The following is a 15127-nucleotide window of genomic DNA, read 5'->3' as shown; positions in this document are numbered from 1 at the left end:
GCGATCGTCTGTATATTCTACCCATCATGTCAAAGAACATCCGCCTCCCAAAAAAGAAGACCTCCTCCCGCCATCGGAAGGCGCTGCAATGATAACCACTTTCCCGATCACTTCCAAATGCTAAATTCACACAATCGAAAAGGAATTAAACTTGCAATACTCGCCCACTTCCGAAGCGATGCAATAATAAGAACTTTTAGTCTCAAAATCAAATTAAAATCGAAACTAAACTGTACTTATCAATTATTAAAATAGTATATATTATAATAGAAGAAATGCGAAAACTATTCCTCTTCCGACCCACCCGTATCTTCCAGCTTTTCGGTATCAGATGAAGCATCTTTTTGCTCCTCTGAGTCTGAAGAAGTGGTTTTCGTGGATTGGCCTGCGCGGCGTGTACGCTTTCTCTTTTGGCTGTCTTCAGGCTTGATATCATTATAATCTACAAGCTCCATTACAGCCATTTTTGCGCCATCTCCGGAACGATTACCAATCTTTATCACACGTGTATAACCTCCAGGACGATCCATTGCTTTTTGAGCAACTTCATCAAATAGATGTGATACGGCCTGTTTGTCTTTAAGTTTAGAAAAAACCTGACGCCTGTTATGGGTCGTGTCTTCCTTAGCCCGTGTAATTAATGGTTCAACATAGCTACGAAGCTCTTTCGCTTTCGCCTCAGTAGTCACAATTCTGTGTTCTTTTATAAGTGCAACAGAAAGGGAACTCATGGTTGCCTTTCTGTGCGCAGGTGTTCTACCAAGTTTTCTTCCTTTTACTAAATGACGCATTTCTTCCTAAAATTCCTTTAAGAGTTATCTAAATACTTACTAACATCCATTCCAAAATGGAGATCCTTGCCTTCAATAACCTCAACTAATTCGGCCAAGGATTTTTTACCAAAGTTTCTAAACTTCAAAAGATCTTGTTCGTCTCGTGTTACCAGCTCACCTATGGTATTAATATTAGCTGATTTAAGACAATTATAAGAGCGGACGCTCAAGTTGAGATCTTCAATACTTGTTTTCAACAGATTAGTAATACGTTGTTTCTCTGCATCTACTTCCTCCTCTTCTTGCGTAAAAGGCTCATCAATTTCTTCGGTAATAAATTTCTCTATATGCTCCTTGAGAATCTTACCCGCTATAGTCAGTGCCTCTTTGGAATTAATAGATCCATCTGTTGTTATATCCATTACCAGCTTTTCATAGTCAGTGTGCTGTCCGACCCGTACATTTTCAACATCAAATTGAACCTGCTTTATCGGAGTATAAATGGCATCAATGGGGATCAGATTGACATCTTCGGAAGTATCAACATTTTGTTCTTCTGCTGGTACATATCCACGGCCACGTCCTAAGCGAAGCTCAATTTCTAGTTCCGCATCTTCGGCCATTGTTGCAATAACCAAATCCGGATTTAATACTTCATAGTCGGCCGTAGCGTCAGCAATATCTGCTGCTGTAAATGTTCCTTCCCCCGACTTAGAGACATGTACCACTCCGCTGCTCTTTTCAACCTGACTAAAGCGAACTTCCTTAAGATTCAGAATAATTTCATAGACATCCTCCTTAACCCCATCGATACTGGAGTATTCATGTTCTACTCCCTGTATCTTAATCGCATTAATCGCAATTCCAGGTAAAGATGATAACAGTATTCTTCGAAATGAATTACCAACTGTTACTCCAAATCCTCTTTCCAGAGGTTGCAAGATAAAAGTTCCAAACGTATCCGTTGCTTCTTTAACATCAAGAGGCTCGGGCATCTGTATGCTATAATTGCTCATAATTTAAGCGTTATCGCACTAAATGGTTAAAATTACTTAGAATAAAGTTCAACAATAAGCTGAACATTTATATTTTCAGGAATATCCTCGACTTCAGGAAGATTTAAAAACTTACCTGACATCTCCTTTTTATCAATCTCAATCCACTTGTATTTTGTGGTAGGAGCATGTTCCAGAGAATTGTTAATTACTTCCAAATTTTTAGCCTTAGGACGTACACTTACTACATCACCCGGCTTAAGTTGATAGGAGGGAATATTCACCACCTCTCCATTTACTACTATATGTTTATGACTCACCAATTGTCGGGCTTGTCGACGCGTTCTCGCAAAACCAAGACGGTAAACGGTATTGTCCAAACGACTTTCTAAGTACTGAAGCAGTATATCGCCAGTTACACCATCCTTGGCATTCGCCTTATCGAATAAGTTTGAGAACTGTTTTTCCAACAGCCCGTAAGTGTATTTGGCTTTCTGCTTTTCTTCGAGCTGAATTGCATATTCAGATTTCCGGGAATACCTGGATCTTCCATGCTGACCCGGCCCGTAAGGCTTCCGCTCGAGTGCTTTACTGGGACCGAAAATTGGTTCCCGGAAGCGTCTTGCTTTTTTCTGTTTTGGACCTGTATATCTTGCCATAATAACTATTAACTTTCTGCTTTATACTCTTCTTCGTTTGGGGGGTCTGCAACCATTGTGTGGAATAGGAGTACGGTCTTTAATAGACGTCACTTCTAATCCACTGGAAGCTAATGCTCGCACGGCAGCTTCACGTCCCGAACCGGGACCTTTAACAAATACCTCTACCCGTCGCAACCCCATTTCATAGGCAGTTGTTGCGGCTGTTTCGGCACTAAGCTGTGCGGCATAAGGGGTGTTTTTTCGTGACCCCTTAAAGCCCTCTTTACCTGCAGATGACCACGAAATAGCATTGCCATCGGCATCAGTAACCGTAACAAGCACATTATTAAATGTGGCTTTTATAAAAGCCATGCCGTTAGGGTCTGAGAGTTGACTTCTTTTCTTCCGTTTTTTGGCCGGAGACCTACGTTTTTTCTTTGCCATTGATTGTCTCGCTAATATTATTTTTTAGGAGCTGATTTCCTACCTGCTACCGTACGTCGTTTTCCTTTTCGTGTACGGGCATTAGTTTGTGTATTTTGTCCGCGAACGGGTAAACCTTTCCTGTGTCGTGTCCCTCGATAGGAACCAATCTCAATCAGACGTCGAATATTTGCTTTTACCTCACTCCGTAAATTTCCCTCGACCGTATATTCATTATCGATCTTTGTACGTAGCTTGGTTACTTGATCATCGGTCCAATCCTTCACCTTGGTATCGTAGTCGATCTCTAACTCATCTAAAATTTCCTGAGCAGTCGAACGACCAATACCGAATATATAGGTTAACCCTACTTCGCCTCGTTTCTCTTTTGGTAAATCAATTCCAGCAATTCTTGCCATAAAAACTAATTCAAATTTTTATCCTTGCCGTTGCTTGTGGCGTGGATTCTTCTTGTTGATTACATATACACGACCATTGCGTCGTACAATTTTGTCGTCAGAACTTCTCTTTTTTACTGAAGATCGGGTCTTCATAACTCTAAACTCTTTTTAATTAGAATTTATTTATAACGATACGTAATACGTCCCTTACTTAAATCATAAGGAGACATTTCCACGGCAACTCTATCACCGGGAAGAATTTTGATATAGTACATTCTCATTTTTCCCGAAACATGAGCTAAGATCTCATGTCCGTTATCAAGTTCGACGCGAAATTGTGCGTTAGGTAACGCTTCAATAATTTCGCCATCTTGCTTTATTGGCTCTTGTTTAGCCATGTCAAATATCTGCGTTTATTCGGTTTTTCGTTATCTCTTTAATATAATCAAAAGTACTTAGAATTTCAGCCTTTCCTTCACGAACTACAATATCATGCTCATAATGAGCGGCATTTTTACCGTCTTGTGTAATAACGGTCCAGCCATCGTCCAAAGTTTTAACCTTATAACTTCCAAGCGTTATCATTGGTTCTACTGCCAGAGTCATTCCAGACCGCAGTCGGTTACCTCTGCCTGGACTTCCGAAATTAGGGACTGAAGGATCTTCGTGCAGAGACTTTCCAAGTCCATGTCCCACTAAGTCTCGGACAACTCCATACCCTTCGTCTTCACAGTATGTTTGCACCGCATGTGAAATATCACCAATCTTATTTCCGTGAATCGCTTTTTCTATTCCCTTGTAAAGAGATTCAAGCGTTGTTCTCAGTAACTTAACAGTTTCAGGATCACATTCACCGACTGCGAAAGTATAAGCATGATCACCGAAATAACCGTTCTTTTCGACACCACAATCTATAGAAACAATATCGCCTTCTTTTAGTTCCCTCTTCTCACTGGGAATACCATGCACGACTTCTTCATTAATAGAAATACATAACGTGCCCGGAAATGGATTATTTTCTGGTCCATATCCTTTAAATGCCGGCCTTCCACCTTGTTTTTTTATAAACTCTTCTGCAACTCGATCCAATTTAGCGGTAGTGACTCCGGGCTCAATCTCTTTTGCCACCTCTGCAAGAGTCTGAGAAACAAGCTGCGCGCTTGTTCTCATCTTTTCAATTTCAGATTCACTTTTTAAAAAGATCATCCTTATCGACGGCTTTTCATCTTACCACTCTTCATGAATCCATCATAATGACGCATCATTAAGTGGCTTTCAATCTGCTGGAGCGTATCAATCGCAACTCCAACAATAATAAGCAGGCTTGTACCTCCATAAAACATGGCAAAGCCTGTTGTTACTCCCAACCGCGCAGCAAAAGCTGGTAATATGGCAATAAATCCTAAAAATATAGCTCCAGGGAGTGTAACTTTCGTCAAAATATTATCGATAAATTCCACTGTTTGATTCCCGGGGCGAACACCTGGTATAAAGCCCCCTTGGCGTTTCATGGTGTCTGCCATTTCCCTTGGATTTACTGTTATAGCAGTATAGAAGTATGTAAAGAACACACAGATAAAAAAGAATATAATCGAGTACGTGATTCCTGTAAAATCAGAAGCCCATGCGGTCAACATCTGTACCGTGGCACTCTCTGGAAAGAACGTTCCTATCGTGCTCGGAATAAACATAATTGACTGGGCAAAAATAATCGGCATCACTCCTGCAGCATTTACTTTTAACGGTAAATACTGTGTAGTACCGCCATATACTTTTCGTCCCACTACACGTTTCGCATACTGGACTGGAATCTTCCGTACACCCTGCGTAAGTAACACACAAAATGCAATAACAAGTATAAGTGCCGCAATCTCAACAATAACAATAATGGCGTTCGCTGAAGTAGTTATTTCATTTATCAAACTGGCAGGCAGTCGGGCAATAATACCTATCATAATAAGGATAGAAATACCATTACCTATTCCCCTGTCAGTAATACGTTCTCCCAGCCACATTACAAACGTAGTACCAGCAGTTAAAATAATAACCGAGGTAATCACAAAAGTAATGTTAGAAACTACAATAGCATTTGGTGAGGTAGCCATTAAATTAATGGCGAACCCGATAGCCTGAACAGCAGTAATACCTACCGTTCCATAGCGGGTTATACGATTAATCTTACGCCTGCCTTCTTCACCCTCGCGCTGAAGCTTTTGGAAATAAGGAACAACAGCTCCCATCAGCTGAATAATAATCGCTGCGGTAATATAAGGCATAATTCCCAACGCAAATACACCTGCCCGGGAAAATGCTCCTCCCACAAACATATCAAAGAGCCCTAATAAACTGGAAGCATTGCCTGTACTTTCAACTAATTGACTTGCATCAACGCCCGGAAGTGTTACATAACTCCCGATACGGTATATCATTAATATACCGACCACATACAGAATGCGCTCCTTGAGCTCTTCAATTTTAAATATGTTGCGAAAATTTTCGACTAAACTCATCTAAGACAGAGACTATTTTTTAATTCTCAATAAAACTTACACTTCCACCGGCATCTTCAACCTTTTTCTTAGCTGATTTACTGGCGTTATGAACTTCGATCTCTATTGATTTTTCAATATCTCCGTCTCCCAGAAGCTTAACAAGGTCTCCTTTACCGGCAAGTCCGGCTTCAATAAGATCATCCAAAGAGATAACCGGGTCCTTCAATTTACCAGCTTCAAGAAAGAGATCAATAGTACCAACATTTACCGCAACATATTCTGTACGGAAATTATTGGTAAAGCCCCATTTGGGTATACGGCGCTGGAGAGGCATTTGACCGCCTTCAAACCAGAAGCGTTCTTTGAAACCGCTTCGTGCACGCTGCCCGTTATGACCTTTACCAACGGTATGTCCACCATAGCCAGAACCCTGGCCACGCCCAATGCGCTTACGGTTTTTCTTATTTGGTTCGGGTGCTTTTAAATTACTTAAATCCATGATTTTATAACTCTTTAAAAAGTTCTTTTAGATCAATTACCCTTCAAATACTTTATTTAAGGAAATACCTCTTCGCTCAGCTACTTCAACCGGATCTGTCAAGTTTTTCAATCCATTATAGGTGGCTTTAACCATATTATGTGGATTAGAAGAACCCACGGATTTGGTTAATATATTTTGCATTCCGGCTATATCGAGCAGAGCCTTGACAGGACCTCCTGCAATTACACCCGTACCTTCGGACGCAGGACGTAAGAGTACCTCTCCAGCTCCCTCTTTTCCGGTGATAGTATGATATATACTCCCGGTCTTAGTCATTGGAACCCGAATCAGATTCTTTTTAGCATTGTCAAACCCTTTCTGGATGGCATCCGAAACCTCATTTGCCTTACCCAGGCCATGACCAACAACGCCATCTTTATTTCCAACAACGACGATAGCATTAAAGCTAAATCGGCGTCCACCTTTAACAACCTTGGAAACACGGTTAATATGAACCAGTTTCTCTTCAAGATTTAAATTCTTGGGAGCTACGTTATGTCTTCTTCTTATTTTTGGCATAGTAATTCTTTTTAAAAGTCTAATCCACCTTCGCGGGCACCTTCAGCAAGCGCCTTAATTACACCGTGATACTTATAGCCGCTTCTGTCAAAGACGACTTTTTTTATTCCTTTTTCTTCAGCAATAGCTGCCAGTTGTTTACCTACAACTTCAGCTGATTCAATTTTAGATTTTCCTTCTACTTTATCTGCAATCTCCTCAGTCTGGGTAGAAACCGAAACAAGGGTCTTTCCCAAAACATCATCGATAAGTTGTGAATATACGTGTTTATTACTTTTATATACCCCTAAACGAGGTCTCTCAGCCGTCCCGCGCACAGTGGCACGAATACGACGACGTATTTTTTCTCGGCGTAACCTTTTTTTCGTTGTCTTATCCATCGTAATAATTCTAATTAAGCTTTAGCAGCAGATTTACCGGCTTTTCTACGAACCCATTCGCCAACATATCGAATTCCTTTTCCTTTATATGGTTCAGGGGGACGAAGAGAACGTATCTTAGCGGAAACCTGTCCAACTAATTCCTTATTAATTCCTGAAATAATTATTGTAGGATTTTTTCTTCCTTTAGTCTCAACTTCAATATCTACTCCATCGGGAGCGACAAAATAAATAGGATGAGAAAATCCAAGAGTCATTTCCAGTACACCGTTACTTATTGATGCACGGTACCCAACTCCTCTAAGTTCTAATTCCTTTTTATATCCTTCCGTAACTCCTTCAATCATATTACTAATAAGAGTACGGTACAGGCCGTGCAGAGCACGTTGAGACTGCTCTTCAGAACTACGGCTTACAATAAGTTCACCGTCTTTCTCTTCAACACTGATACTATCATCAACCTTAAGGGTATCATTACCCTCACTGCCTTTTACAGTAATAACATTATCAGCATCAATGCTGAATTCTACATCATCTTTTAATTCAATCGGCTGATTTCCGATACGAGACATAATTCTATAGCTTTAGTTTTAATAAACAGTGCATAATACTTCACCACCCACTTTAAGCTTGCGGGCTTCTTTATCGGTCATTACTCCACGGGAGGTAGACATTATAACAATACCTAAACCGTTTAGAGCACGGGGAATTTCATCGGACCCGCGATATTCCCGTAGTCCGGGTTTAGAACGACGTTCCAGCTTTTTAATAACCGGTTGCCCATAGGCATCGTACTTTAAAAACAGGCGAAGCATTCCCTGTTTACCATCATCAATATTGATATACTTATTAATGTATCCTTTATCTAATAGGATTTTGGTCATAGCACGCTTCAGCTTCGATGCCGGAATATCTACCCGGCGATGTCCTGCCTGCTGAGCGTTTCTAATTTGCGTTAAATAATCTGATATTGGATCAAACATAAAAGTTCTTCGTTAGTTTTTTACCAGCTTGCTTTTCTAATACCGGGAATTTTACCGTCGAGAGCAAGTTCACGAAACTTTATTCGTGAAATTCCGTACTTGCGTATATATCCACGGGATCGGCCCGTAAGACTACACCGGTTATTTACTCTAGTTGGACTGGCATCACGAGGAAGTTTTTGAAGCTCTTCCCACTTACCTTCTTCCTTGAGTTTTTTACGCTTTTCTGCGTACTTTTCAACCGTTCGTTTTCTCTTCTTATTTCGTGCTATCCAAGCTGCTTTTGCCATAGTTTATTTGCTTGTAGATTTAATTTCGTTTCTGAAATGGCATTCCAAATTCCTTTAACAGGGCATAAGCCTCTTCATCCGTCTCAGCGGAAGTTACAAAGGTAACATCAAGGCCATGTATATTTTCTACTTCATCGGTATTTATTTCAGGAAAAATAGTATGCTCCTTAATACCTAACGTATAATTTCCACGTCCATCAAAACTTTTGTCAGGAACTCCCCTAAAATCACGAGTGCGAGGTAACGCAAGGTTTATTAATCGATCCAAAAACTCATACATTTGCTTCTTGCGCAATGTTACTTTACAACCAATAGGCTGACCTTCCCGTGTTTTAAAGTTCGAGATAGACTTTTTGGCCTTGGTAGTAACTGGCTTTTGTCCAGTTATTTGAGCCACATTTTCTACGACCCGGTCCAACCGTTTTTCATTCTCAACAGCCTCACCGACACCGCAGTTAACAACAATCTTTTTAAGTTTAGGAACAGCCATTATACTCGCATAATCAAACTGCTCTGTAAGGTTTGAAACTATTTCCTCTTTGTATTCTGTGTAAAGTCTTGCTTCTGCCATTCTTAATAATTACTTCTTATTTATCAATAATCTCGCCACTTGTTTTAGCATAACGAACCCATCGTCCGCCGCCGTCTTCCTCAATACGCTTCCGACCTACACGTGTCGGTTCGCCAGTAGAAGGATCTATCACCATAACATTAGATACATGAATTGCTACTTCACGTTCAATACGACCCCCCTGGGGATTCTCCTGTGTAGGTTGATCGTGATGAACACGCATGTTAATTCCTTCAACCAAAACACGTTCTTTCTCAGGAAAGACAGCCAGTATACGACCTTCTTTACCTTTCTCATTACCAGCGATGACTTTTACTTCATCGCCTTTTTTGACGTGTAATTTTTTTCGTTTGTTTTTATTACGTGGCATAATTCAATTCAGTTTTTAAAGCACTTCAGGCGCAAGTGATACAATGCGCATATAATTCCTTTCTCGTAGTTCCCGAGCAACCGGACCAAATATCCGGGTACCGACAGGTTCACTTTCTTTATTTATGACTACAGCAGCATTTTCATCAAACCGAATATAGCTACCGTCATTTCGGCGAATTTCCTTTTTAGTCCGTACAATTACTGCATTTACTACTTCTCCTTTTTTGACGTTACCGCCAGGAATAGCAGTTTTAACAGAACAGGAAATAATATCACCAATACTTGCATATCGTCGCTTAGAATCACCGAGAACTTTTATACACTTTAGCTCTCGTGCACCGCTATTGTCAGCAACATTTAATTTTGTTTGAGCTTGTATCATTGCTAATTCCTAAATATGTATCCGTTATTTTGCTCGTTCTAAGATCTCTACAAGACGCCAAGTTTTCCGCTTGGACAGAGGTCGTGTTGACATAATTTGGACAACATCTCCTTCATTGGCCTCATTCTTCTCATCATGAGCCATATACTTGGTCGTTTTTGTGATAAACTTACCATAAATCGCGTGCTTGACCTTGCGGTCTACCGCAACTGTAATGGTCTTATCCATTCTGTTGCTAACTACGCGACCTGTTTTTTGTCTTCGTTGTACTCGTTCAGTTTGTGCCATAGTTCAGTTATCCAGCACTTTCTTCTTGTTCTTTTTCAGTAATAATCGTGTGCAGACGAGCTATTTCTCGTCGGGTCATCGTTACACGCGCGGGATTTTCCAGTTGACCCGCTATTGCATGATTAAACTTCATATCCTGCAATGCTTGCTTTTCGTCTTCAAGCCGTGATTTTAATTCCGTAATAGTTAGTTCTCTAAGTTCGTGTGCTTTCATGCGTTTAATTAAATCCTTTGAACTTAAGGTCCGTCGTAATCGCGACGAACGATAAATTTTGTTTGAATGGGAAGTTTATAATCTGCACGGCGCATCGCTTCACGTGCAACTTCCAAAGGCACTCCGGAAATTTCGAATAAGATACGTCCCGGTTTTACAACCGCAACATACTCTTCTACAGCCCCTTTACCTTTACCCATCCGTGTTTCTGCGGGTTGAGCAGTTTTGGGCATATCCGGGAAAATACGAATCCACGTCTGTCCATCACGTTGCAACTGTCGAGCAATTGCAATACGGCAAGATTCAATCTGCCTGGAAGTAATATATTTAGGCTCCATAGCCTTCAGGCCAAAATCTCCGTGAGCCAGCGTATGTCCCCTATGTGCCGTACCATCAAGGCTTCTGCGATGTTGCCGGCGCCGTTTTACGCGTTTTGGTTCAAGCATGATTTATATTATTTCTGTAATTAGTTACTTCGATTTCTTCGTTTCCTGCGAGACCGTCGTTTACCGCCTCGTCTTCCTCGGGAATCGTCCTTTTGCTGTGTATGGGCATCGCCGGGGGTTAGTTCAATATCTCCGAGAACCTCACCCTTAAAGATCCATACAGTCACACCGATCGATCCATAAATAGTGTTTGCTGTGGTATTGTAATAATCGATATCAGCCCGAAGCGTATGCAAAGGAACGCGTCCTTCATGATACTGTTCGGTACGGGCCATCTCAGAACCACCTAAACGTCCGGCGCATCGAATCTTTATGCCTTCAGCACCCATTCTCATTGCTGAGGAAATAGCCGTCTTCATAGCACGCCGGAAGGAGATCCGCGCCTCCAACTGCTGAGCAATATTCTGCGCTACCAGACTGGCATCCGTTTCTGGTCGTTTAATTTCACTGACATTAATTTGAACTTCTTTACTGGTAATTTTCTTAAGCTCTTCACGAAGAAGTTCAATTTGCTCACCGCCTTTACCAATAATAACGCCAGGTCGGCTTGTTTTCAGCGTAAGAAGTATTCGTTTCGGTGTACGCTCGATAATAACACGTGATAAACCCCCGTTTTGAAGACGTGTATGCAAATATTCACGTAGCTTCGTGTCTTCATATAATATTTCGGGTTCATTTTCTTCGGAATACCAGTTGGAATCCCAACCGCGTATAATTCCGAGTCGTAAACCTACTGGATGTGATTTCTGTCCCAAGGTATTGTCGTTTATTAATTAACTAATTCTTCTTCTTTTTTTGCCACAGTCACATTGATATGACACGTTCGTTTTCTAATCTGATGAGCACGTCCCATTGCTGATGGTTGAATTCGCTTTAAAGTAGCTCCTTCATTTACAAAAATCTCTTTAATGTAAAGATCATCATTATCGAGCCGTGCTTCCTGAAACTTATCCCTGATATTTGCAGCAGCAGATTGAATGACCTTTGCCACATCAGGAGCAGATGCTTTATTAGTAAATTCGAGTCGTTTAAGAGCTTTTGCAACATTTTGTCCCCGAACGGCATCTGCAACAAGGCGTACCTTACGTGGTGCTTTCCTTAAATGTTTTTGTATCGCTCGTGCTTCAAATTTTTCTTCAGCCATAATACTTTACTGTCCTGGTTTTCTCGGTGCTTCTCTGGTTTTCGTCTTCTCAGGATGGCCACGAAATGTACGAGTAGGTGCAAATTCACCTAACTTATGACCAACCATATTTTCTGTAATAAATACCGGGATAAACTGCTTCCCGTTATGAACGGCTAAGGTAAGTCCAACAAAATCCGGAGTAACCATAGAGCTACGTGACCAGGTTTTGATGACATTCTTCTTACCGCTTTCATTCATCTGATCGATCTTACGCTGTAACTTATAATATACGTAAGGTCCTTTTCTGAGCGATCTTGGCATAACTAATTACTTTTTAGACTTTTTGCGGCCCCGGACGATATAACGATCCGAAAGCTTTTTACGTTTTCTGGTCTTTAATCCCTTTGAAGATTGTCCCCAAGGCGAACGCGGATGTCCACCGGAAGCTTTACCTTCGCCACCTCCCATTGGGTGATCAACCGGGTTCATAGCAACACCACGAGTGTGCGGACGTTTTCCTTTCCAGCGGTTACGACCAGCCTTACCAATACTTGTATTAAAATGATCAGTATTACTGGTTGTACCTACTGTTGCAAAACAACTTCCCAAAATCATTCTAACTTCACTTGAAGGAAGCTTTACAGTTACAAATTTATCCGTCTTTGCCACCATCTGTGCAACCGTTCCGGCACTTCTACAAAGTTGAGCACCTTTACCAGGATTCAACTCAACGTTGTGAATAAAAGTACCCGGTGGCATTTTGCTCATCGGCATTGCGTTTCCTACATCAGGCTCAATAGCAGAAGTACTGCTTACTATTGTATCACCTACGGATAGTTTATCTGGTGCAATGATATATCTTTTTTCACCATCTGCATAAGCAACCAAGGCAATTCGAGCCGAACGATTTGGATCATATTCTATCGTCTGGACTTTTGCAGGGACATCATGTTTATCCCGGTTAAAATCTATTTGACGATACCGCCGCTTGTGGCCGCCGCCTCTATGTCGAGAGGTCATACGACCCTGCTTATTACGGCCTCCTGACTGATGTTTACCCTTAACCAGCCGCTTAACAGTTGGCTTGCTAACAGTAACTTCATCAAAAACAGGTGCAGTACGGTGCCGTGCTCCTGGTGTTGTTGGTTTTTGTTTCTTCGTAGACATTGAACTAATGCTTTCTAGATTTCACTAAAGAAGTCTATTTCACCTTCTTTAAGCGTTACAATTGCTTTCTTCCAAACTTTTTCTCGACCTTCAATATATCCACCAGCTGTAAAACGACCCTTAGGCTTAGAAGGCATAATCATAGTATTCACCTTCCCTACCTTCACATCAGGATATCTTTCCTTTACAGCTTTTTTGATATCAGTTTTAGTAGCATACTTATCTACTTTAAAGGCGTATTTACCTTCTTCCTGAAGTCGAGTTAATTTTTCTGTAATTAATGGCTTTTTCAATATTTCACTCATGCTTCAACCTCCTCAACAGGTTCAATAGATCCTTGTAAAACTTCAACCGCACTTTCTTGAATTAAAATAATATCAGCATCTAATATCTGATAAGTAGTGGGTTTATTTGCTTCCAATACTTCAACATTCGGAATGTTTCGTGCCGATTTATAAACAGTAACATCTGTTTCTGCCGTTAGAATCAACACTTTATCATTTTCAACTTCAAGTCCCTTCAAAATATCAACCACTTTACGGGTCTTCGGAACATCGAAACTAAAATCATCTACTATTTTAAGAGCATCCTCCGATGCCTTGATAGATAAAGCTGACTTCCGAGCAAGCTTGTGAGATTTTTTCGAAATACTAAACGAATAATCCCGGGGCTTCGGTCCAAAAACTGTTCCACCTCCTTTTAAGAGAGGAGAACGAATGGAACCACGTCGTGCCTGGCCAGTTCCTTTCTGGCGATACGCCTTACGCCCACCGCCTCGAACCTCACCTCGTTCCTTTGTATTTGCAGTACCTTGTCGCTGATTCGCCATATAGCGGCGAACATCTTCATAGATAACGGTTTCATTGGGCTCAATATCAAATATTGAGTCGGCTAATTCAGCCTTATTACCGCTATCTTTTCCTTCAGTTGTATAAATCGGAAGCTTCATTGCAATTTATCTTACTATCAATTGTAAATTTCTACAAACCGTCCATTTGGTCCCGGAACAGAGCCTGTAACCATCATCAAATTTGACTCAGGAAAAATCTTTGCTATCGTCAAATTTTTAATTTTAGCTCGTTCATTCCCACTACGTCCAGCCATTTTCATGCCCGGGAAAACGCGAGAAGGATCTGAGGCCTGACCAATAGAACCGGGGTGCCGCTGACGGTTGTGTTGTCCGTGAGTAGCTTCACCTACTCCTTTAAAGTTATAACGCTTCATAACTCCGGTAAATCCTTTTCCTTTGCTAACGCCAACGACATCAACTTCGTCGCCTACGCTAAAGACATCTTCAATGTTAAGCTCATCGCCAACATCAAAACCTTCAGGAATAAAGTTCCTAAACTCTTTTATATACTGTTTTGGCTTTACACCCGCTTTCTTAAAGTGACCTAATACCGGCTTAGATACGTTCTTTTCTTTCTTATCAAAAGCAGCTAGTTGCACCGCTTTATAGCCGTTAGATTCTTCAGTTTTGATCTGTGTTATAACACATGGATCAACTTCGATAACAGTAACCGCGTAATTCCGGCCATTGTCATCGAATATATTGGTCATTCCAACTTTTTTTCCTATTAAACCACTACTCATTGTTCAGTGATCGCTAAAATGTTACACTTTAATTTCTACGTCCACACCAGAGGGCAACTCCAGCTTCATCAATGCATCGACGGTTTGAGAACCAGTCGATAAGATATCAATCAATCGCTTATGTGAGCGATACTCAAATTGTTCCCGTGCTTTCTTATTTACATGAGGACCTCGAAGCACAGTAATTATATTCTTCTTTGTCGGGAGCGGTATCGGTCCTGACACCACAGCTCCTGTCGACTTAACCGTCTGAATTATTTTTTCAGCCGATTTGTCAATCAAATTGTGATCGTACGACTTAAGTTTTATTCGGATTTTTTGTTGTGTAGCCACAGCTTATAATCTTTCATTGAGCAGTGGTACTGTATCTCCTTAGTGGATTACAGCACCACTCAACCATTTCTATTCAATTATGTCAGTTACCACGCCGGCGCCGACTGTGCGACCGCCTTCGCGGATTGCAAACCGAAGCCCCTCTTCCATGGCCACCGGCTGGATCAACGTCACGTCCATCGTCACGTTATCGCCCG

General features: G+C 41.1%; 30 protein-coding genes. All 30 read right to left on the bottom strand.

Annotated features, from left to right (window positions below):
* Window positions 1–284: 284 nt before the first annotated feature.
* A complete protein-coding gene (gene rplQ, locus ABEB05_RS16995; protein WP_425558427.1) occupies window positions 285–731 on the bottom strand; it encodes a 50S ribosomal protein L17 in 447 nt (148 codons plus the stop codon).
* A 77-nt stretch (window positions 732–808) separates the two neighbouring features.
* Window positions 809–1789, bottom strand: coding sequence for a DNA-directed RNA polymerase subunit alpha (locus ABEB05_RS16990; protein WP_265791944.1), 981 nt, complete (start codon window positions 1787–1789; stop codon window positions 809–811).
* A 32-nt stretch (window positions 1790–1821) separates the two neighbouring features.
* On the bottom strand, window positions 1822–2427 hold the full coding sequence (rpsD, locus tag ABEB05_RS16985; protein ID WP_265791946.1) for a 30S ribosomal protein S4: 606 nt from the start codon (window positions 2425–2427) through the stop codon (window positions 1822–1824).
* 21 nt (window positions 2428–2448) lie between these two features.
* Entirely contained in the window at window positions 2449–2853 is a 405-nt protein-coding gene (gene rpsK, locus ABEB05_RS16980) for a 30S ribosomal protein S11 (RefSeq protein WP_265791948.1), read from the bottom strand.
* A 17-nt stretch (window positions 2854–2870) separates the two neighbouring features.
* On the bottom strand, window positions 2871–3251 hold the full coding sequence (gene rpsM / locus ABEB05_RS16975; protein WP_265791950.1) for a 30S ribosomal protein S13: 381 nt from the start codon (window positions 3249–3251) through the stop codon (window positions 2871–2873).
* Between the two features lie 18 nt (window positions 3252–3269).
* Window positions 3270–3386, bottom strand: coding sequence for a 50S ribosomal protein L36 (rpmJ, locus tag ABEB05_RS16970; RefSeq protein WP_142716052.1), 117 nt, complete (start codon window positions 3384–3386; stop codon window positions 3270–3272).
* A 26-nt stretch (window positions 3387–3412) separates the two neighbouring features.
* Window positions 3413–3631 (bottom strand): translation initiation factor IF-1, encoded by a 219-nt coding sequence (infA, locus tag ABEB05_RS16965; protein WP_020404818.1) that lies wholly within the window; start codon window positions 3629–3631, stop codon window positions 3413–3415.
* Window position 3632: 1 nt separating this feature from the next.
* On the bottom strand, window positions 3633–4439 hold the full coding sequence (map, locus tag ABEB05_RS16960; RefSeq protein WP_265791951.1) for a type I methionyl aminopeptidase: 807 nt from the start codon (window positions 4437–4439) through the stop codon (window positions 3633–3635).
* Window positions 4440–4441: 2 nt separating this feature from the next.
* Window positions 4442–5743 carry a preprotein translocase subunit SecY gene (secY, locus tag ABEB05_RS16955; protein WP_265791953.1) on the bottom strand — a complete coding sequence of 434 codons (1302 nt, stop codon included), beginning with the start codon at window positions 5741–5743 and terminating at the stop codon, window positions 4442–4444.
* Window positions 5744–5762: 19 nt separating this feature from the next.
* Window positions 5763–6224, bottom strand: a complete 462-nt coding sequence (gene rplO / locus ABEB05_RS16950; protein WP_265791955.1) for a 50S ribosomal protein L15 — start codon at window positions 6222–6224, stop codon at window positions 5763–5765.
* A 36-nt stretch (window positions 6225–6260) separates the two neighbouring features.
* On the bottom strand, window positions 6261–6785 hold the full coding sequence (gene rpsE / locus ABEB05_RS16945) for a 30S ribosomal protein S5 (protein WP_265791957.1): 525 nt from the start codon (window positions 6783–6785) through the stop codon (window positions 6261–6263).
* An 11-nt stretch (window positions 6786–6796) separates the two neighbouring features.
* On the bottom strand, window positions 6797–7165 hold the full coding sequence (gene rplR / locus ABEB05_RS16940) for a 50S ribosomal protein L18 (protein WP_265791959.1): 369 nt from the start codon (window positions 7163–7165) through the stop codon (window positions 6797–6799).
* Window positions 7166–7179: 14 nt separating this feature from the next.
* Window positions 7180–7737, bottom strand: a complete 558-nt coding sequence (gene rplF / locus ABEB05_RS16935; protein ID WP_265791961.1) for a 50S ribosomal protein L6 — start codon at window positions 7735–7737, stop codon at window positions 7180–7182.
* A gap of 18 nt (window positions 7738–7755) precedes the next feature.
* Entirely contained in the window at window positions 7756–8148 is a 393-nt protein-coding gene (gene rpsH / locus ABEB05_RS16930; protein ID WP_265791963.1) for a 30S ribosomal protein S8, read from the bottom strand.
* 20 nt (window positions 8149–8168) lie between these two features.
* Window positions 8169–8438, bottom strand: coding sequence for a 30S ribosomal protein S14 (rpsN, locus tag ABEB05_RS16925; protein WP_265791964.1), 270 nt, complete (start codon window positions 8436–8438; stop codon window positions 8169–8171).
* 19 nt (window positions 8439–8457) lie between these two features.
* The gene (gene rplE / locus ABEB05_RS16920) at window positions 8458–9009 is read right to left on the bottom strand and encodes a 50S ribosomal protein L5 (RefSeq protein WP_265791966.1); all 552 of its coding nucleotides are present in this window, start codon (window positions 9007–9009) and stop codon (window positions 8458–8460) included.
* 16 nt (window positions 9010–9025) lie between these two features.
* On the bottom strand, window positions 9026–9379 hold the full coding sequence (rplX, locus tag ABEB05_RS16915) for a 50S ribosomal protein L24 (RefSeq protein ID WP_265791969.1): 354 nt from the start codon (window positions 9377–9379) through the stop codon (window positions 9026–9028).
* A gap of 15 nt (window positions 9380–9394) precedes the next feature.
* Window positions 9395–9763 carry a 50S ribosomal protein L14 gene (rplN, locus tag ABEB05_RS16910; RefSeq protein ID WP_265791971.1) on the bottom strand — a complete coding sequence of 123 codons (369 nt, stop codon included), beginning with the start codon at window positions 9761–9763 and terminating at the stop codon, window positions 9395–9397.
* 24 nt (window positions 9764–9787) lie between these two features.
* Entirely contained in the window at window positions 9788–10051 is a 264-nt protein-coding gene (rpsQ, locus tag ABEB05_RS16905) for a 30S ribosomal protein S17 (RefSeq protein WP_265791973.1), read from the bottom strand.
* Window positions 10052–10058: 7 nt separating this feature from the next.
* The gene (gene rpmC, locus ABEB05_RS16900) at window positions 10059–10265 is read right to left on the bottom strand and encodes a 50S ribosomal protein L29 (protein ID WP_265791974.1); all 207 of its coding nucleotides are present in this window, start codon (window positions 10263–10265) and stop codon (window positions 10059–10061) included.
* A 23-nt stretch (window positions 10266–10288) separates the two neighbouring features.
* Window positions 10289–10711, bottom strand: a complete 423-nt coding sequence (gene rplP / locus ABEB05_RS16895) for a 50S ribosomal protein L16 (protein ID WP_265791976.1) — start codon at window positions 10709–10711, stop codon at window positions 10289–10291.
* Window positions 10712–10731: 20 nt separating this feature from the next.
* Window positions 10732–11466: a 30S ribosomal protein S3 gene (rpsC, locus tag ABEB05_RS16890; RefSeq protein WP_265791979.1), complete on the bottom strand. Its 735-nt coding sequence runs from the start codon at window positions 11464–11466 to the stop codon at window positions 10732–10734.
* Between the two features lie 14 nt (window positions 11467–11480).
* A complete protein-coding gene (gene rplV / locus ABEB05_RS16885) occupies window positions 11481–11855 on the bottom strand; it encodes a 50S ribosomal protein L22 (protein WP_265791981.1) in 375 nt (124 codons plus the stop codon).
* A gap of 6 nt (window positions 11856–11861) precedes the next feature.
* Entirely contained in the window at window positions 11862–12158 is a 297-nt protein-coding gene (gene rpsS, locus ABEB05_RS16880; RefSeq protein ID WP_265791983.1) for a 30S ribosomal protein S19, read from the bottom strand.
* Window positions 12159–12164: 6 nt separating this feature from the next.
* Window positions 12165–13004 carry a 50S ribosomal protein L2 gene (rplB, locus tag ABEB05_RS16875; protein WP_265791985.1) on the bottom strand — a complete coding sequence of 280 codons (840 nt, stop codon included), beginning with the start codon at window positions 13002–13004 and terminating at the stop codon, window positions 12165–12167.
* 14 nt (window positions 13005–13018) lie between these two features.
* On the bottom strand, window positions 13019–13309 hold the full coding sequence (gene rplW, locus ABEB05_RS16870; protein ID WP_265791987.1) for a 50S ribosomal protein L23: 291 nt from the start codon (window positions 13307–13309) through the stop codon (window positions 13019–13021).
* Window positions 13306–13953, bottom strand: coding sequence for a 50S ribosomal protein L4 (gene rplD / locus ABEB05_RS16865; protein ID WP_265791989.1), 648 nt, complete (start codon window positions 13951–13953; stop codon window positions 13306–13308). The genes rplW and rplD overlap by 4 nt, the downstream gene beginning before the upstream one ends.
* Before the next feature lie 17 nt (window positions 13954–13970).
* Window positions 13971–14597, bottom strand: coding sequence for a 50S ribosomal protein L3 (gene rplC / locus ABEB05_RS16860; protein ID WP_265791990.1), 627 nt, complete (start codon window positions 14595–14597; stop codon window positions 13971–13973).
* Window positions 14598–14618: 21 nt separating this feature from the next.
* Window positions 14619–14930, bottom strand: coding sequence for a 30S ribosomal protein S10 (gene rpsJ / locus ABEB05_RS16855; RefSeq protein WP_073068579.1), 312 nt, complete (start codon window positions 14928–14930; stop codon window positions 14619–14621).
* 69 nt (window positions 14931–14999) lie between these two features.
* The coding region (locus tag ABEB05_RS16850) for an EF-Tu C-terminal domain-related protein (RefSeq protein ID WP_486322322.1) at window positions 15000–15127 on the bottom strand (128 nt) is incomplete at its 5' end.

The sequence above is a fragment of the Fodinibius salicampi genome (assembly GCF_039545095.1).
Lineage (GTDB): Bacteria > Bacteroidota > Rhodothermia > Balneolales > Balneolaceae > Fodinibius > Fodinibius salicampi.
This window is presented reverse-complemented; position numbering and strand designations above follow the sequence as displayed.